We start from the raw sequence: 23,769 nt of genomic DNA on the forward strand, positions 1-23,769 counted from the left end.
GACGCAGAAGGTTGCCACGGACATAGACCACGTAAATGATCAGCGAGATCAGGATGGCGGCGATGGCGACAACGGCCAGTGCCGTCAGGCTTTGTTTCTCGACGACTTTTGCCTGTGTGGCGGCGTCATTGACTTCGGAGTTCAGGGCGGCGACCAGTTCGGAAACGCTGCTGCGCATCGCGTTGGCGTATTCACCGCTCTGGATGACCAGACGCTGGCTTTCCTCGGCGGCGGCAAGTTCGCGTTTGCGAAGTTCCGGCAGGCTGTCATCCCCGACCGAGAGCTTCTGCATCTTGTCGATCAGTTCGACATAGAAGTTCTTCAGGCGCTCGTTCCCGATGGAATCAAGGGCGGCCAGCGCATCGGAATATGTACCGCGAATACGCACCGGAATGATCGACAGACGCACGGCCTGCGTTTCGGTGGTTGACGCGATGATCATGTTGGCAGCAGACGAACCAAGACGTTCGATTTCCAGAACCGGTGAACGTGCGCTGATGGCCTCGTTCATCTTGATGAAGTTTTCAATGACTTCTTCGGTGCTTGCCGTGTATTTGGCGGACGGATCGTCTTTTAATGACTGCGCATAGGCATTGCCCTGCGCGATGTCATTCTGGGTATAGGACAGAACCGGTTTCAGCGTATCGCCATAGCGTTTTGCAAGGTCCTGGAACTCGCTTAGTTTTTCGGCCTTTTCGGTCGAAATGGCAAAACGTTCCTGGGTGACGGTGTGCAACTGACCAAGGGTATCCTGCAACTGAATGCGGTTGTCATTGATCGTGGCAATCACGTCAGGCATGAAGCCGGTGGCTTCGATTTCGTTGATCTTGTTGACCAGTTCCAGCAGGCGGAAATCAAGTTCTTCCTTGATCGCCAGTTCTTCATCTGTGGAATTGGATGCGACGATGCGCGGTGCAATCGCGACGATTTCCGCGCTTTCGGTCGCCAGTTGCTGTGCCGCAGCGATCGGCGGCAGTTTTTCTTCTGTAATGGTGGTCAGAGCTTCGCCGAACTTGTTGAAAGACACGGCACCCACAACGGCAGAAACCACCGCCATCAATCCGACCAATGCAAACGATATCAGAAGTTTGCTTTGGACCCCGAACTTAATTCCCATTCTGTCCTACCTTCTTGTGCTGTTTTCCCCGAGCGGCTTCTGTGTCCGTCCGGGTTTCTTGGATCAGGCAACGGGTGTTTTGTTCTTTTCGTCGCCCAGTTTGTAACCCCCGAAGAGTTATACTTTAGAGTTATTTTTTCTTATTAAGGGATATTATTGAAATATTATTCACAGAACTGCAAGGCGTAAGCAGTTCTGCGACAAAAAATCACGGTTAAATCCATAAGTTGTATAAATCAGAGGTGATGCGCTTGCGGTTTCGGTGCGTGCCGGTTGATGAATGCGGGCAGATGACGGATAGCTGGACCTTGAAGCGCAAACAGGATATAGGAGCGGTCGAAATTTCTGCCTGTCAGTTTGTCCGGTCCGGTTCGGTCCGCCGGACTGGCGCGTAATCATCGCGAGACCGGTCTGCCCGGGAAGATCCCGCAGTTACCGGCCGGTGCCCGATTTGCACTGATCGACAACACGAAAAGAATACAGGTTTCAGGTTATGGCCGGCCATTCCCAATTTAAGAACATCATGCACCGCAAAGGCGCGCAGGATAAAAAGCGCGCCAAAATCTTCACCAAACTCGCCCGTGAAATCACGGTTTCGGCGAAAATCAGTGATGATATCAACAGCAACCCGCGTCTGCGTGCAGCGATTGCCGCCGCGCGTGTTCAGAACATGCCCAAAGACAACATTGATCGCGCGATTAAAAAGGCGACCGGTGCAGGCGAGGGCGACAATTATGAAGAGGTCCGTTACGAGGGCTACGGGACGGCCGGTGTTGCCGTGATCGTCGAGGCGCTTACGGATAACCGCAACCGTACCGCATCCGAAGTGCGTGCCGCATTCGCCAAAAGCGGTGGAAACCTTGGTGAAACCGGTTCGGTCGGCTTCATGTTCAACCGTCTTGGCGAAATCGTTTATCCGGCGGACAAGGCCGGTGCGGATGAAATGTTTGAGGCCGCCCTTGAAGCGGGGGCTGCAAATGTGGAATCGGATAATGAGAGCCACGTCATCGAAACCGAGATCGAAGAGCTTAACAATGTGCGTGAAGCGCTGACGGAGAAGTTCGGGGATCCGGAAAGTGCAAAGCTTGTCTTCCGCGCGGTGACCGAGGCCGACATCAGCATCGATCAGGCACAGAGCATCATGAAGCTTGTTGATGCGCTTGAAGATAACGATGATGTGCAGAATGTCTGGACCAACGTTAACTGGACCGACGAGATCGCTGCTGCGCTTGATAACTGATTACGCTTGCTTACGCCCGTCATTCCCTTTTGAATGACGGGCGTATTTTATTTTGCTTATGATAATAAGGTGAGGCGACGTGGTCAGGGTTCTAGGTATCGATCCCGGTCTTCAACGCACGGGCTGGGGGGTGATCGACCTTACAGACAACCGGATGCGTCATGTTGCCAATGGTGTCGTGACCTCTACACAGTCGCTATCGCTGGCGGAACGGCTTGATCAGCTTCATAGCGGGCTTATGGATGTGATTGCGACCTGGACGCCCGATGAGGCCGCGGTCGAGGAAACCTTCGTTAACAAAAACCCTGTTTCGACGCTTAAACTGGGGCAGGCGCGCGGTGTTGCGCTGCTTGCGCCGGCACGTTGTGGCATTCCGGTAACGGAATATACACCCAATGCCGTCAAAAAGACGGTGGTGGGTGCGGGTCATGCGGCCAAGCAGCAGGTTGAAATGATGGTATCCACCCTGCTGCCGGGATGTCAGATCCATGGCGCAGATGCGGCCGATGCACTGGCGGTTGCGATTTGTCATGCACAACATGCCGGAACCCGCGCGCTTGCGGGGATAACAGCCGGACCGGGGAGAAAATACAGGTGATCGCAAAACTTTGCGGAATTGTCGATTTCATTGGCGAGGACAGTGTCATCATCGATGTAAACGGGGTCGGATACCTTGTTTTTGCATCGCGCAGAACATTGACCATGCTGCCGCCAAAAGGCGGCGAGGCTGGTTTGATGATCGAAACCCATGTCCGCGAAGATCACATTCATCTTTATGGTTTTGCCGATAACGCCGAAAAGCAGTGGTTTGCCCTTTTGACGACGGTTCAAGGGGTGGGGGCCAAGGTTGCGCTGGCCCTTTTGTCGGTTTTAAGCCCGACCGATCTTTTGCGTGCGATTGCCGCGCAGGATACCACGGCCCTTTGCCGGGCGCCGGGAATTGGCCCGAAGGTGGCGACCCGTGTTGTGGGTGAACTGAAAGACAAGGCCGCGCGCATTAACCTTGGCCCGGTTGCGGCCCCGGCGGCACCTGTGGCATCGTCCGCCGCAACTTCGTCAAAAAAATCTGCAAAATCGGTCAAACCGCTTGCTGATGTGAGCATCGACACAGCCGATGCCGCGCCGGTTGTCGATGATGGCGCGGTTCTGGCCGATGCGGTTTCAGCGCTGGTCAATCTGGGCTATGGCCGGTCCGAGGCATTTGGCGCGGTTGGCAAGGCCGCCCAGCAGGCCGGTGAGGACAAGACACTTGATACCCTGATCCGTCTGGGATTGAAGGAGCTTAGCGCGTGAGCGAGGAAGAAGACCGTTTGCTTAGCGGGGAACGCCGCGAAGAGGATTATCAGGACGGCTCTTTGCGCCCGCGTCGGCTGGACGATTTTACCGGCCAGAAAGAAGTGCGCGAAAATCTTGATGTGTTCATTCAGGCCGCGCGTGGCCGCGAAGAGGCCTTGGATCATGTGCTGTTTTTCGGGCCTCCGGGCTTGGGGAAAACGACACTGTCGCAGATTGTTGCCAGCGAGCTTGGCGTCGGTTTCCGGGCGACGTCCGGCCCGGTGATTGCCAAGGCCGGTGATCTTGCTGCCCTTCTGACCAATCTTCAGCCGCGCGATGTTCTGTTTATTGATGAAATTCATCGCCTGAACCCGGCGGTCGAGGAAATCCTGTATCCGGCGATGGAAGATTTCCAGCTTGATCTGATCATCGGCGAGGGACCGGCTGCACGTTCGGTGCGGATTGATCTGCCGCCCTTTACGCTTGTCGGGGCAACGACACGGTCGGGGCTTTTGACGACGCCGCTTCGTGACCGGTTTGGTATTCCGTTGCGGTTGCGATTCTATGAGCCCGAAGAGCTGGTCGAGATCGTGGCGCGCGGTGCGCGGTTGCTGAGTTTCGATATGACGCGTGAAGGGGCGATGGAAATTGCCCGCCGGTCACGGGGAACACCACGTATTGCCGGGCGATTGTTGCGCCGGGTGCGTGATTTTGCGGTGGTTGCCGGAAAATCGCCCGTCGATAAATTCATCGCCGATGCGGCGCTAACAAGGCTTGAGGTCGATAACCTCGGCCTTGATAGCCAGGACCGCCGTTATCTGAACTGTATTGCCGGGAATTACGGCGGCGGGCCGGTTGGTGTCGATACGCTGGCAGCGGCCCTGTCGGAAGAACGTGACACGATTGAAGACGTGATCGAACCGTATCTGTTGCAGCAGGGATTGATACAGCGCACCCCGCGGGGCCGGATGCTGGGCATCAAGGGATACAAGCATCTGGGGCTGGTGCCGCCGCGCGAAGGCAATGGTGTGCCGTTGGCGGACCTGTTTGATCAGCGCGCGACCAAGGCCGCAGACGGGACAGAGGAATGACGGATAAGAGCGAAAACAGCCTGCTCGGTCATATCGAGGGCAAGCGGCATATTTTCCCGTTAATGGTGTTTTACGAGGATACCGATGCAGGTGGAATTGTATATCACGCCAACTATCTCGCCTTTGCCGAGCGGGCGCGTTCAGCGATGCTTAACCTGTTGGGCGTTAGCAATAGTAGCCTTGCAGAGCGCCACAAAGTTGCCATAGCCGTTCGACACTGTACGCTCGATTTTCGCCGGGCGGCCCGGTTGGAAGACAGGCTGATTGTGGATACTCGCCTGATCAAACTGGGGGGCGCGTCGCTGGGATTCGAACAGAAGATCATGCGGGACGACGAGGTGCTCGTGGTTATCGAGATATATCTCGCCTGCGTGTCGCTGCAAGAGTTACGGGCGCAACGGATGCCCGATGAATTGAGAACGGCTTACGCAACCTATCTGGATGTGAACGAGGACTGAAGAGAATATGGAAAATCAGGTGGTCGACGCGGTAACGCTGGGGCAGTCGGTCATGGCCCATGACATGTCTATGTGGGGTCTGTTCCTGCAGGCTGGTCTGGTCGTCAAAACGATTATGATCGGTCTTATGCTGGCATCCGTTTGGGTATGGGCAATTGTCATTGAAAAGCTGATCCGGTTGCGTAAATTGCGCGCCCAGGCAAACACATTTGAAGAGGCATTCTGGTCGGGCGGGTCGCTTGAAGACCTGTATGACCGAATTGCTGATCAGCCGCGCGATCCGATGTCGGCGATTTTTGTTTCGGCAATGCGCGAATGGCGTCGTTCGAACGCGCGCGGCGTCAAAGGCGAAACAATGCGCGCGCGCCTTCAGCAGCGTCTGGAGCGATCAATGGAAACCACGCTGGGCCGCGAGATGGACCGGGTTGAACGTTATATGACGTTCTTGGCGTCGGTTGGTTCTACCGCACCGTTTGTCGGCCTGTTCGGGACGGTCTGGGGGATCATGATTTCCTTCCAGTCGATTGCGGCATCGAAAAACACATCGCTTGCAGTGGTTGCACCGGGTATTGCCGAGGCGTTGCTTGCAACGGCGATGGGCCTTGTTGCGGCTATTCCGGCGGTGGTGGCCTATAACAAGATTTCCAGTGACCTGAACCGTTATGGCAACCGCCTTGAAGCGTTTGTTGACGAGTTCTCGTCGATTCTGTCACGCCAGCTCGACGACGCGAGAGACTGATATGGGCGCTCAACTCGCATCCGGATCCGGCAGAGGACGCCGCCGCGGTCGTCGCAGCAACAGCCGCCGCGCCATGAGCGACATCAACGTCACCCCGATGGTTGACGTGATGCTTGTTCTGCTGGTGATTTTCATGGTTGCCGCACCTTTGATGACGGTTGGCGTCGAAGTGGACCTGCCGGAAACATCGGCCGCCCCGATGACCGGCCAGGACGAACCGCTGGTCGTATCTGTCACCGGTGATGGCACCCTTTATATCATGGACAGTGAAGTTCCGCAGGACACGCTGGCCGAGAAGCTTTCGGCCATTACCGAGAATAAACGCGATACCCGTATTTTCGTGCGCGGTGACCGGGCAATTGATTATGGCCGTGTGATGGAAGTCATGGGCCTGATCAGCGAGGCCGGGTTTAGCAAAGTTGCACTGATCGCGGAGCTACCCGCAAAGGGCAAGTAAACCGACATGTTTCGCAGTGTTCTGATTTCTCTGGCAGCCCACCTGGTGATCTTTCTGATTGCTTGGTTAGGCTTGCCGGAACTGTTCGAGGAAACGCCGCTGGAACTGCAATCGATTTCGGTCGAGGTGGTGACAGTCGATGAATTCTCGGCTGCTCCGACCAAGGCGCTGCCAAAGCCGAAAGCCGAAGAAAAGCCGAAACCGAAACCGGTTGCAAAGCCAGAGCCTAAGCCGGTTCCGAAGCCGGAGCCCAAACCGACCCCGAAACCGGAACCCAAGCCAGCGCCAAAGCCAGAGCCCAAACCGGAACCGAAGCCTGAGCCGAAACCGGAGCCGAAGGTCGAGCCCAAACCTCAGCCGAAACCGGAACCCAAACCCGTTCCGAAACCGGAAGTGAAGAAGGAACCGACCCCGACCCCGGAAAAGCCGAAACCAAAGCCGGTTGAGGCCAAAAAGCCAGAGCCCAAGTCGGAACCGAAGCCCGAACCGAAGAAGCAACCCGACCCGGAGCCGAAGCGGACACTTGCCGATATTCTGAAGGATGTGCGCAAAACCGAACCGAGTGCACAGCCGACACCACAGGATACACCGGAAGATACGCCCGAAGACAATGCAAGCGAGGTGGTTGCGACCCGTCTGGACGCGCGTTTGACTATGAGCGAGCTTGACGCCGTCAAAAGACAGATCGAACGCTGCTGGAGCCCACCGGCCGGAGCCAAGGAAGCCGGGAACTTTGCAGTTGAAATACATGTTGTTGCACGGCCAGACGGAACAGTACAAAAGGCACAGATTAGCAACTCTGGGGAGATTGGCGGCGATCCTTCTCGTCGTGCGATTGCAGAAAGTGCTCTTCGAGCTGTGCAAAATCCACAATGCAGTCCCCTGAAACTGCCGCTGGATAAATACGAAATGTGGCGCACATTCACGTTCAATTTTGACATGCGTGAAATGCTGGGCCTGTAATGAATAAAATCATAAGTCCCTCAAAACGCGTGGAAAATAGCGAGGCAGGATGACCATCAAGACCAACGCATCAAAACGAGATTGGGTTACACGCAGTCTGGCAGGACTGTGTGCCCTTGCCGTTGTTGCTGGCCTGGCCGTTGTACCCTCGGCACCGGCGCATGCCGAACTCCGTATCGACATCACCCGGGGTGAAGTCAAACCGATGCCGATTGCCGTTACCCGTTTCCCGGGTGAAGGTGTTTCGGAAACCGAAGTCGGTCAGAACATCACATCGGTGATCAGTGCCGATCTGGCGCGATCGGGTCTGTTTGCGCCAATTGACGAAAAAGCCTTTATCCAGAGTGCCAGTTCGCTGGCGGTCAATCCGAACTTTGCCGAGTGGCGCGCGATCAATGCGCAGGCACTCGTCAATGGCCGGGTTGTCACCGAACCGAACGGGCTTCTGCGTGTCGAATTCCGCCTTTGGGATGTTCTGGCTGAAAACCAGATGGCAGGGGTGGCCTATCGCACCCAGCCGAACAACTGGCGGCGTATCGCACACAAGATTGCCGACGAGATCTATAAACGCATTACCGGGGAATCGGGTTATTTCGATACCCGTATCGTTTATGTCTCCGAATCGGGCCCGGGCGATAAACGCGTCAAGCGGCTTGCCATCATGGATCAGGACGGTGCGAACCACCGTTTCCTGTCGGACGGCAAGTTTCTTGTTCTGAACCCGCGTTTTTCTCCGACGGCCCAGGAAGTGGTTTATATGTCGTACTTCAACGATAAACCACGTGTCTATGTTCTGGATATCGATACCGGCGAGCTTGAATTGCTTGGCGATTTCCCGGGCATGACCTTTGCCCCGCGTTTTGCCCCAGATGGCAATTCCGTGGTGATGTCCCAGGCTTTGGACGGCAATAGTGAAATCTACCAGCTGGATCTGCGTACGCGCGAAAAACGCCAGTTGACGCGGCATCCTGCAGTTGATACATCGCCGTCATATTCTCCTGATGGTTCGCGAATTACGTTCAACTCGGATCGTAGCGGATCACAGCAACTTTACGTGATGAATGCGGATGGAAGCGGTGTCCAGCGCATCAGTTTCGGTGGTGGTCTTTATGCCACACCGGTCTGGTCGCCACGCGGTGACCTGATCGCATTCACCAAGTCACAAGGAGGTCGGTTCTATATCGGTGTCATGCGTCCAGATGGCAGTGGAGAGCGGCTTTTGGCCGAGGGCTTCCTTGTCGAAGGCCCGACATGGGCACCGAACGGAAGAGTGTTGATGTATCACCGCCAGCACCCGTCCAGGGACGGGACCAAGGATCGCTATCGTCTGTATTCGATCGATTTGACCGGTTTTAACGAGCGTGAGATCGTGACACCGGCGGATGGATCGGATCCGGCATGGTCGCCCTTGATTCCCTGATATCTCAAGAGTATAGTCATCGCGAAGCACTGAATGCGATTCGCATTAATCGCGGGCATTTTCGGTGTCGCGAGACATGGAAAACACCACAATCGGGCGAATGCGTCCGGTGTTAAGGGGAAAACTTAAATGAAACTTCGGATTCTGAGTGTTTTTGCTGCTGCCGCACTTCTGGCTGCCTGTGAAACTGCACCTGACAGCTCGGCTACTTCTGCTGGCGAAGGTGTTTCGACCACCAACCAGCCGTCTTCCACTTCGAGCACGCTTTCGGAAAGCAGCCCGGAATGGTTCGCGGTTAATGTTGGCGATCGCGTATTCTTTGGCTTCGACAAATATGACCTGTCGGGCGAAGCACGCCGTACGCTGGAACTTCAGTCCGCTTGGCTGAAAAAATACCCGCAGTACAAAGTCGTTGTCGAAGGCCATGCCGACGAACGCGGTACCCGTGAATACAACCTTGCACTGGGTGAGCGTCGCGCGAACTCCGTGAAAGATTACCTCGTTGCTCTGGGCATCGATCCGTCACGTGTCGAAACCATTTCTTATGGTAAAGAACGTCCGGTCGCACTGGGCCACGACGAAGAAAGCTGGGCTAAAAACCGCCGCTCTGTTTCGGTTATCCGTTAAGCGCGTGCAGGTGAAAGCCTGAATTTCAAGGCGCCTGTTCCGAAAGGGACAGGCGCCTTATTTTTGCCGCCTGAAAATGTTGCAACATTAGCTGTTCCTTGATGATACTGGGAATGTGATGTTCGAAATTACGACGAAGGACCCGAAAATGATCCGAGTTGGCCCGAAAACCGGTTATCGCAATGACGCCCTGCCGCACCAGATTTCCGCGGCGGCGCATTCACCAACCGTTGGGGGAAAACAGGGGGCGCTGCGCCGTCGCCCGGTCGGCTATTTGTCGGTGTTTGCCGTCGCGTCCCTGCTGGGTATGACTGTTCTTGGCGGTGCACCGGTACGGGCGCAAGAATCCAACATGACCCGTCAGGTCGAACAGTTGCGCAAGGATCTTGACCTGTTGCAGCGTTATGTCTACCGCGAGGGTGTTCCTTCGGGTGGTGTTGCCGATGGTGGTTCAAGTGATGGAAGTCCGGCCGCGGCGCGCCAGCAGGTTCAGATCAACGAGATCGAACGCGCGGTGACCCAGCTTACCGGCCAGATCGAAGAATTCGACTTCCGCATTCGCAAGATTGAAGATCGCCTTGATCGTCTGGTTTCCGATGTTGATTTCCGCCTTGGCCAGCTTGAAGGTGGAGCCAGTGCGGGCGGTACACAGACCGGTGCAGTTGCCCCCTCGGCGGCGGCCGGGGCGGCGGCAAACGGTGCGAGCGCATCGAATGTCCAGCCAAATACCGCCGGTACGGGGCAACGGGTTGATGACCGTGGTACCCAATTGTTCGGTGTGATCGAGAATGAGGGTTCGCCGCCCGCCGTGCCATCGGGCCCATCCAATACCGGGTCTGGTGCGCCCGCCCGTGCGGCAGCTGCATCGGGTGCCAGTGGTGCCCTTCCGGCTGGGACACCAGAAGAACAGTATCGTTATGCTTTTGATCTTTTGCGCAAGCAGGACTTTGCGGCGGCTGAGACCGCCCTTGCCGCATTTGTCAAAAGCCATCCTGACAATGCATTGGCCGGGAATGCGCAATACTGGCTTGGCGAAACGTTTTATGTTCGCCAACAGTATGATCAGGCGGCTGTCGCGTTTACCGAAGGTTTTCAGACCTATCCCGATAGCAGCAAGGCGGCGGATAACCTGCTTAAACTTGGCATGTCGCTTGGCAATCTGGGCAAGAAGGACGATGCCTGCACGACGTTTGGCCATCTGATTGCCAACTTCCCGAATGCGTCGGCGGTCGTGCTTGACCGTGCGCGTCAGGAACGCAAGAATCGCGGCTGTTCCTGATCGCAGTCTGATGGCAGACCAACCGGAAAATATGATCAATCCCGATCCGGCGTCCGATGGAACCCCATTGGACGCCGTTGTCTTTTCGCGCCTGATGAATGTTTTTGGCCCGTTTGAAGATCGGCCGAAAATTGCCGTGGCGGTTTCGGGAGGCGCGGACAGCATGGCGTTGGCGTTACTGGCGCATGAATGGTGCGGGTCAAAGGGCGGCGAATTGACCGCCATCACGGTTGATCACGGCCTGCGTGCGGAGGCGGCAGAGGAAGCGATCCGGGTTGGGGAGCAGCTTCGAAAACATGGCATTGATCATCGTATTTTGCGCTGGGACGGGGCCAAACCGCAAAGTGGTATTCAGGAAGCGGCGCGCAAGGCCCGCTATGACCTGCTGGACCACGCCTTGGGGGAAATGGGCATCCTGCACCTTTTGGTCGCCCATCATCGCGATGATCAGCGTGAAACGCTTGTTATGCGGCAACAGCGCGAGAGTGGCGTGATCGGTCGGGCCGGGATGGCAGCGCGGCGTTATCTGCGCAATACCAGATTGTTGCGGCCCTTATTGCCCGTGACCAAGGCCGATCTGATTGCAACACTTCGGGCTCGTCAGCAGGACTGGATCGAAGACCCGTCAAACCGCAATGTCCGTTTTGAGCGCGTGCGCATCAGACACGACCCGATGATGGACGGCCCGAAAAAAGAGATGGTTCAAAGCGGTGCCGATGCACGCCAAACCGCGGAATACCGGATTGCCGACCTTCTGGCATCGGCAGTGCAGATTGCAAATTGCGGTATTGCACGTATCGATTATTCGAAATGGCAGGATGTTGGCGGTGATGAAGTAACCGCACGCTATGCTCTTGGGCATATTGTCCGGGTGGTTGGCGGAGAAAATTATATGCCGGCACTGGGCTCGTTGATGGCGGCCCTGCTGCAAATCAACGAGAAGGAAGATGCGCGGGTCAGTCTGGGCGGATGCGTGTTGCATCGCCGGGGGGGCATTTTGCTGGTTTATCGGGAGATCGGGCGCGTGGATGCCCATCCGGTCCGCATCGATCCGGGGTTGATACGCGGTGGTTTCGGGCAGCGTTGGGACAATCGGTTCGAGCTGTTTTTCGCAGATCATGGCGCGGGGGTAACCGCGGATTACACTGATTTGGGGCGGTTTGTGATTGCGCCGCTGTCGGCTTGTGATGCGTTTCACACGCGCGCCTTTCGGGCCGCCATTGGCAAAATCGCGCCATTTGTGGATCATTTGCCGCGTGCGGCCCTTGCATCCATACCCGCCCTTTATGATAAAGAAGTCCTGCATTCCGTTGGCGGGCTTGAGGTTTCGGGCATTTCCGACGTATTATCCGCCGCCGGTTGCCGGACGGCCCCCATAGGGGTAGAAAACGCAATCGGAATGCGATGGCGGTTTGCACCCCCGACACCTTTGTGGGAAAGTGGGTTTAAATCGTCGCCGAAACCCGACGTCCTACTTGCGTAAAGGTACCTTATCATTATCTGATGGTCAGGCCGTGCGCAGGGCGATTGCGCGTCATGGCGAACACAAATTGCGATCAGTAGCTTGGAATGAATATGGGAAAAAATCTCGCACTGTGGGTTATCATTGCCATCCTTTTGGTGGCTTTGTTTAACCTGTTTCAGTCGCCATCAGGACGGAGCGGCCAGTCAACGCTGGCGTTTTCGGACTTCCTGGCCGAAGTTGACAGCGGCCAGATTTCAGAAGTTACGATCCAGGGCAACACTCTTACAGCGCAAACCCGCGATAACCGGACCGTTAGTGTTTATACCCCTGATTATCCGAATCTCGTCGAAAAGCTGAACGACAAGGGCGTTCGTATTATCGCCCAGCCGGAAGAAAGCCTGTCGCCGCTTATGAGCGCGCTTATCAGTTGGTTCCCGATGCTGCTGATTATCGGTGTGTGGATTTTCTTCATGCGCCAGATGCAGGGCGGCGGCGGCAAGGCCATGGGCTTTGGCAAATCAAAGGCCAAGATGCTGACCGAGAAATCCGGTCGTGTGACCTTTGAAGACGTTGCCGGGATCGAGGAAGCCAAGGGCGAGCTTGAAGAAGTCGTCGACTTCCTGCGCGATCCGCAGAAATTCCAGCGTCTTGGCGGTAAAATCCCGAAAGGCATGCTTCTTGTCGGACCTCCGGGTACTGGTAAGACGCTTCTGGCGCGTGCGATTGCCGGTGAAGCAAACGTGCCGTTCTTTACGATTTCGGGTTCCGATTTCGTGGAAATGTTTGTTGGTGTCGGCGCATCGCGTGTGCGTGACATGTTCGAACAGGGCAAAAAGAACGCACCGTGCATCATCTTCATCGATGAAATCGACGCCGTTGGCCGCCATCGTGGTGCCGGTCTTGGCGGCGGTAACGATGAACGTGAGCAGACCCTGAACCAGCTTCTGGTCGAGATGGATGGTTTCGAAGCCAACGAGGGTGTTATCCTTGTGGCGGCAACCAACCGTCCGGACGTTCTGGACCCGGCATTGTTGCGCCCCGGTCGTTTTGACCGTCAGGTTGTTGTGCCGAACCCGGACCTTGAAGGCCGTGAACGTATTCTTGGTGTTCATGCCCGCAAGGTTCCGCTGGGACCAGATGTTGATCTGCGCACGGTTGCGCGTGGTACGCCGGGCTTCTCGGGTGCCGATCTGGCAAACCTTGTCAACGAGGCAGCGCTTCTGGCGGCCCGTCTTGGCAAGCGTGTCGTTACCATGGCCGATTTCGAGAATGCCAAGGACAAGGTGATGATGGGGGCGGAACGCCGTTCCATGATCATGACCGACGACGAGAAGAAGCTGACGGCCTATCACGAAGGCGGTCATGCGCTTGTCGCGCTGCATACCCCGGCATCCGATCCGATCCACAAGGCAACCATCATTCCGCGCGGTCGTGCGCTGGGTATGGTGATGCGCCTGCCGGAACGCGATCAGGTTTCCAAATCCTATGAACAGCTGATTTCCGACCTTGCGGTTGCCATGGGTGGCCGCGTTGCCGAGGAAATCATCTTTGGCAAGGACAAGGTAACGACGGGTGCGTCCTCGGACATCAATATGGTGACGCAGTATGCGCGCAAGATGGTGACCGAGTGGGGATTCTCGGACAAGCTTGGCAATGTCAAATATGTGGACAATCAGGAAGAAGTGTTCCTGGGTCACAGCGTTGCCCAGCACAAGAATGTTTCCGAGAAAACCGCGCAACTCATTGACGAGGAAGTACGTCGTTATTCCGACGAGGCATATACCTTCGCCAAGCGGGTTCTGACCGAGCATCTTGACGATTTGCATGTTCTTGCCAAGGGACTTCTGGAATACGAAACCCTGTCGGGCAAGGAAATCGATGCGCTTCTGCGTGGCGAGGAAATCAACCGTGCGGGCCATTCCAATGGTAGCGGCAAGGACACGGGCGGCGGACGCCGTTCGACCGTTCCGACCACCGGTGGCGCACGCAAGGAAAACCCGGGTGAAGGTGGCGGGGATTTGTCCCCGGAGCCGCAGCCGGGCAGCTAACTGAAAGAGACTGATGGACAAGATCGAAGGATCGGTCCTGCGAAGCCCCGCCGATGTGCGGGGCTTCGCTGATTTTGACGGACCGTTATATTACGCACCTACCGGTTTCATCGACCATGCCGATGATCCCAATACGTTACCGCTTGCCGGATCGCGCCGAGGTTTTTCCGCCCTTGAAATCATCCGCCGTCGCGACGGCGGCGGTGCCGAAAGCATGATCCTGCCGTTGCTGGCCCTTGAAGGCTGGGTCCAGAATTCCGGGCGGGTGGATGAAATCAATGATGTCCTGAACCGTCTGACCAGCAAGCGTGCGGATTTTGCCGGGCTTGATATGGCGTCCTGCCATGTGATGGGCATTGTCAATGTGACGCCGGACAGCTTTTCCGATGGCGGCGATTACAATACCACCGAACAGGCGATTGCACACGCGCGTGCCCTGGCAGCACAGGGGGCATCCATCCTTGATATCGGCGGGGAATCGACCCGGCCGGGGGCGGAAGCCGTGTCCGAAGCCGACGAGATCGCCCGCGTTGTTCCGGTGATCCGGGCCCTGGCCGAAGACGGCCATTGCGTTTCCATCGATACCCGCCATGCGGGCGTGATGGAAGCCGCGATTGAGGCTGGTGCGGCCATCATCAATGACGTGACCGGGCTTGAAGGTGATGAACGGTCGATGGAAGTCGCTGTGGCATCGGGCAGGCCCGTGATGTTGATGCATATGCAGGGCGAACCGGGCACGATGCAGGAAAACCCGCAATATGATTGTGCGGTTCTGGATGTGTATGACTATCTGCTGGACCGGATCGAAAGTTGTGAACGGGCGGGGATTGCGCGCGATCGTATCTGTGTTGATCCGGGAATCGGTTTTGGCAAGTCATTGATGCACAATCTGGAACTGTTGTCGCGTCTGGCGATTTTCCACGGGTTGGGCTGCCCGGTGTTGCTGGGCACGTCGCGCAAATCATTTATCGGCAAGATTGATCCGGCTGCATCCCCCAAGGAGCGGCTGGGAGGATCAATTGCATCGGCGGTTAATGGATGGCGGCACGGTGTTCAGATGATCCGTGTCCATGATGTTCATGACACGGTTCAGTCGATATCGGTCGCGACCGCGACGTCAATGGTATAGCCATTTTCGACTATCAATCTATGGATGTATAGGTTGACCGGTTTGAACAACGAATTATAAAAGGCCCGCCGTTCTGGTGCATTTTTGGGTGCCAGAATTGCGGGTCTTTTTTTGATCCGGTGAATCTGGCAATTTCTGACAGATCGTGCTTGGGGCTTGCGGATTTTACCCAATCGCCACATACCTTTAAAGATAAAGAGAATTGCGATCAGGAAGATCGCGCAAATGGTTGGTTTCGTGCAAACAGCGAAGGCGAAGTTGAATGAATGGATACAGCGCGCACCTGCGCGTTGAACAGCCGGAAAAGGCTGCGGGTCAGGAAACAATGGCGACTTGTGTTTTCGTGGTCGAGGACAATGCCGATCTTAATCGGGATTTGTGCGAATACCTCGAGATGTGCGGTTTTGATGTTGTCGGTTGTGAAACCGGCGCAGCATTTCATCGCGCGCTGAAATCCAAAACACCTGCGGCGGTCATTTTCGATATCATGCTGCCGGATGCCGATGGTTATGAATTGGCCAAATATGCGCGCGCCAATCTTGATTGCGGTATCATGATGCTGACATCCCTTGCGGGGATGGATCATCATCTTACCGGGTATAAATCCGGTGCGGATGTTTACCTGACGAAAGACAGCCCGCTTTCGGTGATCGAGGCGGCCCTGCGGCCGTTGTTGCGCCGGGTTGGCAAAAAAGATGACGATGCGGCTGAAGACCTGGAACGCGACGGCGCCTGGACCCTTGATATGCTCAACTGGACGCTCAGTAATTCAAGCGGTGGCAGTTCGACTTTGACCGCGACGGAACGCACCATCGTGCAATTACTGGTCGAGGCAAACGGGGCGTGGCTGACACGGCCGGAAATCGTTATGGCGCTGGGTAAGGCCGATACGGCCGAAAATTGCCGCAACCTTGATACGGCGATCCGGCGCGTTCGTCAGAAAGTCCTGCGCGAAACGGGCGATGAATTGCCGGTTCGGACCGCATATGGGCGGGGCTATGCTTTTACATCGCCTGGTATCATTGTCGGTGCTGGGAAAACCGCCTGATTGACTGTTATTCGTTCAGATGTCGAACGACCTGGTGCTGTCTTCGCATGGCAGCAACAGGCATAGCTCGATCCCGTCGGTGCCCTTATCGCGCAATTTGATCGATCCGCCATGTGCATCAACGATGCGCTGCGAGATATGAAGCCCCAGCGCATTCTGCATTGCGGTTGGCCCGATATCCTGGCGAAAGAGGGCGTCACTGATGCGCAGGATTTCCTGGCTGTTCAAATCCTTGCCGTGGCAGGGAATATCGATTTCCACCAGCCAGCCGCCATTGCGACGAACCTTGATACGGATTGGAGATCCTTGGGCGTAGCGCCGTGCGGTTTCAATCAGGTTGGTGATCGCAAGCCCGACCAGTGTGGCATCGACATAGGTTTCAAGCTGTTCGGTCCCGACGCATTCCAAGGTGATTTCGGCATCGGCGCGCGATGTATCTGCGACAAAGTCCGTCAGCAGACGATTGACCGGCACCAGTTCGCGGGCCAGCGCAAAGTCACCGTCATCGATGCCATCCTTGTTGAGGAAAATATCCACCAGACGCGATAGTTTGCGTGCCTGATCCTGAATGCGTTGCAGGCGGTCGGTGACGTCGCTGCGGGCATCGCGCAGCCGAAGCAGAAGCATTTCGGAAGATCGTTGAATAACCGCAAGCGGTGTGCGGAATTCGTGCGAGAGCATGGAAATCAGTTTTCGCTGTTCCCCGACAAGCGATGTTGTTGCCGCGGTGACCCTAAGCATGTTCATGCGTTCCCTTTCGATCTGCGAAAGGCGGAACCCCATGAGGATACCCATCGCGCACATATGGAAAAACAGCGTGAACTGATGCAGGCCAAGCCGGAACGGCGTGGCGGCAATCAATCCGGCATGGGTCAGTTGCAACAGCACGGCCCCGCCGATCGGGATCACAATGACAACCAGATAGATCCACAAAAGCCACTGCCTTGGCGCCCGGATGATCCGATAGGCAACAATCAGGGACAGTGTCGTGAGTAACGCGGCATGCAGCGGCACGATATATGTGCCGTAAAGCGCATAAAAATCGGTGGTCACGGTTAGAGCGCAGGCAACCGAAAGCCCGCAATAGACTTTAGCGATCCGCGCGATCACAACATTCTGTTTGCCAAGATCAAGAATATAGAACCACAGAAAGACAGAGGCGGTCGAGCCGATCACATTAGTCAACCCGACAATCAGATCATTGGCATATGGCCATTCGGGCTGAATGATCGATAGCACCAGTCCGTTGACCGATGATGCCAGTGCGCCCACCAGAACAACACAGACACCATATGTCGCAATCGCACGATCCCGGACGAGAGAGCCCAGAACCGTGTAAACCACGCCGAGCATCAGGATGACACCGAAATAGATGCTCATTGCCCCGTCGCGGAGCGTCAGACTGGAAATAAGTTGATCGGTTGGCCAAAGTTTGGCGATCAATAACTGGGTGCTGTTCGATTTGGTACGGATGAAAAGAGTATAATCACCCGGTTCGAGAGGCGGGAAGCGGTCGACCTGCTGGCTGCCGCGGGTGGGGCGCAGGCCTGCCGGGACATGATCGCCCATATGACTTTGCCAAAGATGGCGAGATGTTCCCTGCCTGATCAGATAGGCATCAATGAAATTCATGTAGTTTGGCTGAATTTCAAGTTGCAGGGATTGTGTCAGGCCCTGCGGAACAGACAGTTGCAGCCGGTACCAGACGCTGTCGCCGGTATAGCCAAAACTTGGCACGCCGGTACTTGGGGTGAAATCATCGATTGGCAGGTTCAAAACGTCATTGAGTGTCAGATCGTTTGTCCGGTCTTCAAGCCACAGAACGTGATCATGCAAATTCACAGGGGCCGAGATACCCGGCAGAATGGTTAGTTTGCCGACCTCTGTTGCCGTGGCCGGGGACAGCGGGGCCGTGACCGACAGCATGGTCAGTAGCGCCAGCAGGAGCCGGAAACAGAAAAGCATCGGTCGGTTTTTCGGATGCCTCATGACGCATTTTCCGGGTCGGAGGCAGGTGCCGTCGGGGGATCAAGATTGGTGGTGCGTGCCGCTTCAATGTTGTTTTTGGTCAGTTCGCGGTCATAGGGCAGGCGAATCAGGATGGTGGTGCCACCGTTTTCGCCTACGCTGACTGTCATGCGGCCCATATGCCCGATGATGATCCGGTTGGTGATATGCAGACCCAGACCGACGCCATGGGTGCTGCCAGATCTGTTGCCACGGTAAAATGCGTCGGAAACAAGCGACAGATCATCGGGTGAAATTCCCGGGCCATTGTCGGTGACGCGGATATAGACATTTCCATCACTGCGGTGGGTGAAGCCGATGCGAACACTGGCATCCGGGGCATATTTTCGGGCGTTTTCAATCAGATTGCATATCGCGCGTTCGATCAGGGTTCTGTCGATGCTTGCGGCGGTAAAATCCACCTCTTCAAGCTCAATGTCATGATCGGACGTCTCGCGCTGACGTCGGAGGACAAGGTCGCGCAGGAACGGTGCCAGAACGGTTGGTCTGGGGGAAATACGGAAATTGGTGCTATCGAGTGTTTCCTTTGTCAGGAACACATTCACCAGTTCAGACAGTTGGGTCGCATTTCTGCGAATGGTTGCGATACGGCTGGTTATGGCTTCCGGGGCATCGCGAACATGAAGCGAAACCATTTCGGCGGCGCGCTGGATAATGGCCAGTGGTGTTCGGAATTCATGGGATAGCATGGTGATGAATTCGCGCTGCTCGTCGGCGAGCTGATTGGCGCGCGTACTGTTTTGAACGGCTGTGACACGCTGGCTGGCAAGTGCGTATGTTCGGCCTGCCATGGCAATGCCAAGCAATAGCAGGTGCACAAGTGATGCCACCTGATAGCAGTTGCTGGTAAATCTGTTGGCCGGAACAAGGCCCATCAGCATCAACAGATGCACGATTGCCGCCGCGGCGGGCAATCCCAATGCGACGAAATAGATCCGAAGCTTTGGCGCATCGGGCTTGGTCGCACCAAAATAGAACAGATAGCCATAGAGGATCAGCAGCACACCGATATGGAACAGGAAAAAGCTGCGCGCAAAATGGATGTACAGGTCGCTGACCGATGTCAGGGAACACAGGCTTGCAAGTGCCGCGTAAACCGCAAGAGCCGTGAATACGGTGCGCTTGTATTTGTCCAGTTCAATGATGTAGGCCCACATCATCACACTGGTCGCAAGCGAGAAGGCCGTGCCAGCACCGGTGATGGCATCACTGGCAAATTGCCATGTGCCGGACAGAAGAAGCTGGGCATAGCCAGAAATGCCCGCCGTTCCGGTAAACAGGGCCAGAACATAAAGCCCGTACCAGACAATCGCCCGGTCGCGGATCAGCAGACCCAGCGTGAAATAGACCATGAAGCCGATTAAAAGGATGCCAAGATAAAGCCCGTACAGAAACGTATCCTGCACGTTTTCGGTGATCAGGGATGTATCGGATTTTATAGACGCATTCAAAAGCTGGGCGCTGTTGCTTGAAACGCCGATCACCAGCCAGTATTTTCCTGCCGACAGGTTTGGCCATGCGCTTAGATGCTGTCGCCCACGGGCTTCTGACGGGTTTGGGGGGATATGGTCCCCAACGACATCGTTCCAAACCGTCATCCGCGTCGTGGCATCCAGTATCGTAAGCCTCACTCGGTTCAGATAGGGTGGGGAAATTTCCAGATAGCGTCTGAGTTGAAGGGGGGCTTCCCCGGCCCTGGTGACATGGATCTGCATCCGGTACCAGACGGTTTCAAGCGTGTAACCCGCACCCGATGATCCCGTGATCGGCGTAAAGTCATCGGCCGGAAGCATCGTAACATCGGCGGCTGTTCTGACCTGTCGTTTGGCGGACAGGCGTTCGATCAGGGGGGCGAGGTCAATATCATCCTGATCCGCAGAATAAGATCCGATGACAAGTTCATGAGGACCAATATGGGCAAGGGCAGGGCGGGTCATGAAAATCATCGCGATGATGACCTGCAATATGATCCCTGTGATATAATCCTTGCGGTAACCGGTTTTCCGCAAAATGCCCCCGATTTCGGAATATTCAAACGCTTCGTATCCTAGATACCGGGTTTTAAAAGTAAGGTCATGGCTTTTATAAGCGAAGGGTAAAGGATGCGATTAACGGATCGGTTGCTTATGAGAGGTATAATCGGTCACTTGCCGGTAGCATTGCGCGGACACTTTGATATAACCGGCGTCAGGAAAAATAACCCGCACGCCGATGTGCGGGGATGGAAGCAGAGAAGACGAGCATGAGCCGTAAATATTTCGGGACCGACGGTATTCGCGGAACCGCCAACACCGCCCCCATGACAGCCGAAGTCGCGCTTAAGGTCGGGATGGCCGCCGGCCATTATTTCACCCGTGGCGATCATCGTCATCGTGTGGTGATTGGCAAGGATACCCGTCTGTCGGGCTATATGCTTGAACCTGCGCTGGTTGCCGGTTTTACGTCGATGGGGATGGATGTGATGCTGGTCGGGCCGATGCCGACCCCGGCCGTTGCCATGCTGACCAAATCGATGCGGGCCGATATTGGTGTGATGATTTCCGCCTCGCACAATCCGTTTCAGGATAACGGGATCAAGCTTTTTGGCCCGGATGGTTTCAAACTGTCCGACGAGGTCGAACTTGAGATCGAAGCCATGATGGATAGCGACATGTCGGCGTTGCTGGTGGCTGCCGACAAGCTTGGCCGTGCGCAGCGCATTGATGATGCGCCGGGCCGCTATATCGAGGCGGTCAAATCATCGCTGCCGTCTTCGGTGACGCTTGAGGGGCTCAAGATCGTTCTGGATTGCGCCAATGGTGCGGCCTATTCCGTCGCCCCCAAGGTGTTGCGGGAATTGGGCGCGGACGTCATTGAAATCGGCACCAAGCCGAATGGCCTTAACATCAATGCCGAATGCGGATCGACTCACACCCAGACCATGTGTGACCGGGTGTTGGCCGAAAAGGCCGATGTCGGGATTGCCTTGGATGGCGATGCCGACCGGGTTCAGATGTGCGACGAAAAAGGCCAGTTGATTGATGGCGATCAGTTGATGGGCCTTGTCACCACGCATTGGAAACGCACCGGGCAGTTGCGCGGCAATGCGCTGGTTGCGACGGTGATGTCAAATCTTGGTCTTGAACGTTACCTTGAAAGCAATGGGTTGCGCCTGATCCGTACCAAGGTCGGGGATCGTTACGTTGTGGAACAGATGCGCGCCCTTGATTGCAACGTTGGCGGGGAGCAGTCCGGTCATATCGTTCTGTCGGATTTTGCATCGACCGGTGATGGCTTGCTGGCATCCCTTCAGGTTCTGGCGGTTCTGGCCGATCGTGAAGGTCCGGTTTCGGAAATGAGCCGCGTGTTCGATCCGCTGCCACAGATACTTAAAAATGTGCGGTATGCGGCGGGTTCCGATCCGCTGTCACAAAGCAGCGTGGTTGATGCGATTTCCAGTGCCGAACGGGCCTTTAACGGAGATGGTCGTGTTCTGATCCGCAAATCGGGCACGGAGCCGCTGATCCGTGTGATGGCCGAAGGGGATGATGCGATCAAGGTCGAACAGATCGTTGATGGCATTGTTGCCGAAATCATGGCTGTTGCGGGTTAAGGCAGCAGGACTATCTTAGGGGCCTGACCCTGGACCGAATATCAGAAGTGCTTGGAGGTCGATCATGAAAGGTCGCGTATTGATCATTGCGGGCTCTGACTGTTCCGGCGGGGCCGGAATTCAGGCCGACATCAAAACCGTGACTGTTCTGGGTGGATATGCCGCAACCGCTATCACGGCGCTGACGGTGCAAAATACCACCGGTGTTTTTGATGTTCTGGGCATTGATCCGAAACTGATCGTCCATCAGGCCGAAGTCACGATTGATGATATCGGGGCCGATGCGATCAAGACCGGTATGCTGCATAGTGTGCCGGTGATCGAAGCGGTTGCAAAATTCATCCGGGACAAAGCCGCCGATATTCCGATTGTTGTTGATCCGGTGATGATATCGCAAAGTGGATCGCGTCTTTTGAACGAAGATGCGGTTGATGCGCTGATCAAAAACATGGTGCCACTGGCGACCGTCCTGACGCCCAATATTCCAGAAGCCGAAGTGCTTTCGGGGATGAAGATTTTGACCGAGGGTGACATGATCGAAGCCGCCCGCAAGATCGGTGAACTGGGTGCCAAGGCGGTGCTGGTCAAGGGCGGCCATGCCGATGGGGATCGCATTGTCGACATCCTTTGGCGGCATGATGGCGATATCGAAGGGTTTGAGGCGGATCGTATTCCGTCGGAAAACAACCATGGGACGGGTTGTTCGCTTGCCAGTGCGATTGCCACCGGGCTTTCGCAGGGCATGGGGTTGAGCGATGCGGTGGCACGCGCGCGGGCGTTTGTGCGCGAAGCGATCCGCACCGCCCCTGATTTTGGCAAGGGCAATGGTCCGCTTAACCATGCCCACCCCGTTACCGGCGAGTAAGGGGACGGGGTTTCATGCAGGGAGAAAATGCCATGCCGGGAACCTCCTTTTTTCATCAGGCGCGGAATAATGCGTGGTCCAATCATCGCTTGCTAACGGTCTGTTCGCGGTTGAGTGACGCGGAGCTGAATGCGGAGCGCACATCGTTCTTTCCGACGATCCTTTGGACGCTTAATCACATCCTGATTGTCGACTGGTTTTACATTGATGCCCTTGTGGCCGGTGGGCGCGGGCGGGGCTGTTTTGTCGAGGAAAACCCGTTTTCCGATATCGCGGCACTTTCCGATGCCCAGCGTGACAGCGATCAGACATTGCTGAAATTCTGTGAAAACCTGTCGGATGCCGATGCGGCTCGGCTGGTGGCGTTGGATCGTGGTAACGGGAAGACCGCGCATGAAACGGCGGCGGCGGTTTTATCGCATCTTTTCGTGCATCAGACCCATCATCGCGGGCAGGTGCATGCGATGCTGAGCGGTACATCGCAAAAGCCGCCGCAGCTTGACGAATATTATCTTGATTGTGATGCCGAATTTCGCGGCACCGATTTTCACGACCTTGGTTGGGACGGCGCATGACATTCAGACTGACGGATCGAACCAAACGGCGTCTTTTTCTGATCTCGGTGACGGCACTGGTTGTCGCCACGATTGCCGATGGATCACGCCGTTTCGTGGCCGACCTGATCTGGACGGATGACGCGGCCCCGTGGGAAAAGGTGACGGCGGTTTATTATCCCGATACGCAGAAACAGACCGATATCCGTATTTCGGATGCAAGGTTTGATGACGTTGCCGAATGCCGCGAACATCTTGCCAAGCTGGCAACTGAAAACGGGGATGCGGACCTGCAAAAGGGACGGTCAGAATGTGCTGTCGGGTTTTATCGCGATGGTGCGGGCAATGGCAGTTATCGCCTGATTATCGAATAA

General features: G+C 55.9%; 22 protein-coding genes. 19 read left to right on the forward strand and 3 right to left on the reverse strand.

Annotated features, from left to right (window positions below; genetic code table 11):
• Positions 1 to 1,117, reverse strand: a 1,117-nt coding sequence (locus tag TH468_RS19815) for an MCP four helix bundle domain-containing protein (RefSeq protein WP_210402273.1), incomplete at its 3' end; no start/stop codon positions are given.
• Between the two features lie 493 nt (positions 1,118 to 1,610).
• On the opposite strand from TH468_RS19815, the gene TH468_RS19820 reads away from it, so the two are divergent.
• The 15 genes from TH468_RS19820 (at position 1,611) to TH468_RS19890 (ending at position 16,356) form a co-directional block, all read left to right on the forward strand.
• Complete coding sequence (locus TH468_RS19820) at positions 1,611 to 2,357, forward strand: YebC/PmpR family DNA-binding transcriptional regulator (protein ID WP_085646183.1); 747 nt, start codon at positions 1,611 to 1,613, stop codon at positions 2,355 to 2,357.
• A 79-nt stretch (positions 2,358 to 2,436) separates the two neighbouring features.
• Positions 2,437 to 2,955, forward strand: coding sequence for a crossover junction endodeoxyribonuclease RuvC (gene ruvC, locus TH468_RS19825; protein WP_085646184.1), 519 nt, complete (start codon positions 2,437 to 2,439; stop codon positions 2,953 to 2,955).
• Complete coding sequence (gene ruvA, locus TH468_RS19830; RefSeq protein WP_085646185.1) at positions 2,952 to 3,650, forward strand: Holliday junction branch migration protein RuvA; 699 nt, start codon at positions 2,952 to 2,954, stop codon at positions 3,648 to 3,650. Before ruvC ends, ruvA begins: the two co-directional genes overlap by 4 nt.
• Entirely contained in the window at positions 3,647 to 4,723 is a 1,077-nt protein-coding gene (gene ruvB, locus TH468_RS19835; protein WP_085646186.1) for a Holliday junction branch migration DNA helicase RuvB, read from the forward strand. Before ruvA ends, ruvB begins: the two co-directional genes overlap by 4 nt.
• Positions 4,720 to 5,181 (forward strand): YbgC/FadM family acyl-CoA thioesterase, encoded by a 462-nt coding sequence (locus TH468_RS19840; protein WP_085646187.1) that lies wholly within the window; start codon positions 4,720 to 4,722, stop codon positions 5,179 to 5,181. Before ruvB ends, TH468_RS19840 begins: the two co-directional genes overlap by 4 nt.
• A 7-nt stretch (positions 5,182 to 5,188) precedes the next feature.
• Positions 5,189 to 5,920: a protein TolQ gene (gene tolQ / locus TH468_RS19845; RefSeq protein ID WP_085646188.1), complete on the forward strand. Its 732-nt coding sequence runs from the start codon at positions 5,189 to 5,191 to the stop codon at positions 5,918 to 5,920.
• 1 nt (position 5,921) lies between these two features.
• Positions 5,922 to 6,377 (forward strand): protein TolR, encoded by a 456-nt coding sequence (gene tolR / locus TH468_RS19850; RefSeq protein ID WP_085646189.1) that lies wholly within the window; start codon positions 5,922 to 5,924, stop codon positions 6,375 to 6,377.
• 6 nt (positions 6,378 to 6,383) lie between these two features.
• Positions 6,384 to 7,340: an energy transducer TonB gene (locus tag TH468_RS19855; protein WP_085646190.1), complete on the forward strand. Its 957-nt coding sequence runs from the start codon at positions 6,384 to 6,386 to the stop codon at positions 7,338 to 7,340.
• Between the two features lie 49 nt (positions 7,341 to 7,389).
• A complete protein-coding gene (gene tolB, locus TH468_RS19860; protein ID WP_007092133.1) occupies positions 7,390 to 8,760 on the forward strand; it encodes a Tol-Pal system beta propeller repeat protein TolB in 1,371 nt (456 codons plus the stop codon).
• Positions 8,761 to 8,889: 129 nt separating this feature from the next.
• Positions 8,890 to 9,387, forward strand: coding sequence for a peptidoglycan-associated lipoprotein Pal (gene pal / locus TH468_RS19865; protein WP_007092132.1), 498 nt, complete (start codon positions 8,890 to 8,892; stop codon positions 9,385 to 9,387).
• A 148-nt stretch (positions 9,388 to 9,535) separates the two neighbouring features.
• Positions 9,536 to 10,666 (forward strand): tol-pal system protein YbgF, encoded by a 1,131-nt coding sequence (ybgF, locus tag TH468_RS19870; RefSeq protein WP_246832391.1) that lies wholly within the window; start codon positions 9,536 to 9,538, stop codon positions 10,664 to 10,666.
• 10 nt (positions 10,667 to 10,676) lie between these two features.
• Positions 10,677 to 12,149, forward strand: a complete 1,473-nt coding sequence (gene tilS, locus TH468_RS19875) for a tRNA lysidine(34) synthetase TilS (RefSeq protein WP_168177197.1) — start codon at positions 10,677 to 10,679, stop codon at positions 12,147 to 12,149.
• Positions 12,150 to 12,235: 86 nt separating this feature from the next.
• Positions 12,236 to 14,179: an ATP-dependent zinc metalloprotease FtsH gene (gene ftsH, locus TH468_RS19880; RefSeq protein ID WP_085646193.1), complete on the forward strand. Its 1,944-nt coding sequence runs from the start codon at positions 12,236 to 12,238 to the stop codon at positions 14,177 to 14,179.
• Between the two features lie 13 nt (positions 14,180 to 14,192).
• Positions 14,193 to 15,308 (forward strand): dihydropteroate synthase, encoded by a 1,116-nt coding sequence (gene folP / locus TH468_RS19885; protein ID WP_085646194.1) that lies wholly within the window; start codon positions 14,193 to 14,195, stop codon positions 15,306 to 15,308.
• Between the two features lie 262 nt (positions 15,309 to 15,570).
• The gene (locus tag TH468_RS19890) at positions 15,571 to 16,356 is read left to right on the forward strand and encodes a response regulator transcription factor (protein WP_085646195.1); all 786 of its coding nucleotides are present in this window, start codon (positions 15,571 to 15,573) and stop codon (positions 16,354 to 16,356) included.
• Between the two features lie 15 nt (positions 16,357 to 16,371).
• Here the strand turns inward: TH468_RS19890 and TH468_RS19895 are convergent, their stop codons facing one another.
• Both TH468_RS19895 and TH468_RS19900 read right to left on the reverse strand, forming a co-directional pair.
• Positions 16,372 to 18,345 carry a sensor histidine kinase gene (locus TH468_RS19895; protein WP_085646196.1) on the reverse strand — a complete coding sequence of 658 codons (1,974 nt, stop codon included), beginning with the start codon at positions 18,343 to 18,345 and terminating at the stop codon, positions 16,372 to 16,374.
• Complete coding sequence (locus tag TH468_RS19900; protein WP_168177198.1) at positions 18,342 to 20,321, reverse strand: sensor histidine kinase; 1,980 nt, start codon at positions 20,319 to 20,321, stop codon at positions 18,342 to 18,344. The genes TH468_RS19895 and TH468_RS19900 overlap by 4 nt, the downstream gene beginning before the upstream one ends.
• Positions 20,322 to 20,626: 305 nt before the next feature.
• Between TH468_RS19900 and glmM the strand changes: the two genes are divergently transcribed.
• From glmM to TH468_RS19920, 4 genes are all read left to right on the forward strand, one after another.
• A complete protein-coding gene (glmM, locus tag TH468_RS19905; protein ID WP_085646198.1) occupies positions 20,627 to 21,976 on the forward strand; it encodes a phosphoglucosamine mutase in 1,350 nt (449 codons plus the stop codon).
• 64 nt (positions 21,977 to 22,040) lie between these two features.
• Positions 22,041 to 22,841: a bifunctional hydroxymethylpyrimidine kinase/phosphomethylpyrimidine kinase gene (gene thiD / locus TH468_RS19910; RefSeq protein WP_085646199.1), complete on the forward strand. Its 801-nt coding sequence runs from the start codon at positions 22,041 to 22,043 to the stop codon at positions 22,839 to 22,841.
• Between the two features lie 32 nt (positions 22,842 to 22,873).
• Complete coding sequence (locus TH468_RS19915) at positions 22,874 to 23,416, forward strand: DinB family protein (RefSeq protein ID WP_085646267.1); 543 nt, start codon at positions 22,874 to 22,876, stop codon at positions 23,414 to 23,416.
• A complete protein-coding gene (locus tag TH468_RS19920; protein ID WP_085646200.1) occupies positions 23,413 to 23,769 on the forward strand; it encodes a hypothetical protein in 357 nt (118 codons plus the stop codon). Before TH468_RS19915 ends, TH468_RS19920 begins: the two co-directional genes overlap by 4 nt.

This window comes from Thalassospira sp. MCCC 1A03138, from assembly GCF_002115785.1.
Lineage (GTDB): Bacteria > Pseudomonadota > Alphaproteobacteria > Rhodospirillales > Thalassospiraceae > Thalassospira.

Coding starts and splice junctions, on each gene's coding strand:
- thiD (WP_085646199.1), top strand. CDS start 22,041: ATGAAAGGTCGCGTATTGATCATTGCGGGCTCTGACTGTTCCGGCGGG.
- tolQ (WP_085646188.1), top strand. CDS start 5,189: ATGGAAAATCAGGTGGTCGACGCGGTAACGCTGGGGCAGTCGGTCATG.
- ftsH (WP_085646193.1), top strand. CDS start 12,236: ATGAATATGGGAAAAAATCTCGCACTGTGGGTTATCATTGCCATCCTT.
- TH468_RS19900 (WP_168177198.1), bottom strand. CDS start 20,321: ATGACCCGCCCTGCCCTTGCCCATATTGGTCCTCATGAACTTGTCATC.
- TH468_RS19895 (WP_085646196.1), bottom strand. CDS start 18,345: ATGAGGCATCCGAAAAACCGACCGATGCTTTTCTGTTTCCGGCTCCTG.
- TH468_RS19855 (WP_085646190.1), top strand. CDS start 6,384: ATGTTTCGCAGTGTTCTGATTTCTCTGGCAGCCCACCTGGTGATCTTT.
- tolB (WP_007092133.1), top strand. CDS start 7,390: ATGACCATCAAGACCAACGCATCAAAACGAGATTGGGTTACACGCAGT.
- ybgF (WP_246832391.1), top strand. CDS start 9,536: ATGATCCGAGTTGGCCCGAAAACCGGTTATCGCAATGACGCCCTGCCG.
- TH468_RS19820 (WP_085646183.1), top strand. CDS start 1,611: ATGGCCGGCCATTCCCAATTTAAGAACATCATGCACCGCAAAGGCGCG.
- TH468_RS19890 (WP_085646195.1), top strand. CDS start 15,571: ATGAATGGATACAGCGCGCACCTGCGCGTTGAACAGCCGGAAAAGGCT.
- tilS (WP_168177197.1), top strand. CDS start 10,677: ATGGCAGACCAACCGGAAAATATGATCAATCCCGATCCGGCGTCCGAT.
- glmM (WP_085646198.1), top strand. CDS start 20,627: ATGAGCCGTAAATATTTCGGGACCGACGGTATTCGCGGAACCGCCAAC.
- TH468_RS19915 (WP_085646267.1), top strand. CDS start 22,874: ATGCCGGGAACCTCCTTTTTTCATCAGGCGCGGAATAATGCGTGGTCC.
- TH468_RS19920 (WP_085646200.1), top strand. CDS start 23,413: ATGACATTCAGACTGACGGATCGAACCAAACGGCGTCTTTTTCTGATC.
- TH468_RS19840 (WP_085646187.1), top strand. CDS start 4,720: ATGACGGATAAGAGCGAAAACAGCCTGCTCGGTCATATCGAGGGCAAG.
- pal (WP_007092132.1), top strand. CDS start 8,890: ATGAAACTTCGGATTCTGAGTGTTTTTGCTGCTGCCGCACTTCTGGCT.
- tolR (WP_085646189.1), top strand. CDS start 5,922: ATGGGCGCTCAACTCGCATCCGGATCCGGCAGAGGACGCCGCCGCGGT.
- folP (WP_085646194.1), top strand. CDS start 14,193: ATGGACAAGATCGAAGGATCGGTCCTGCGAAGCCCCGCCGATGTGCGG.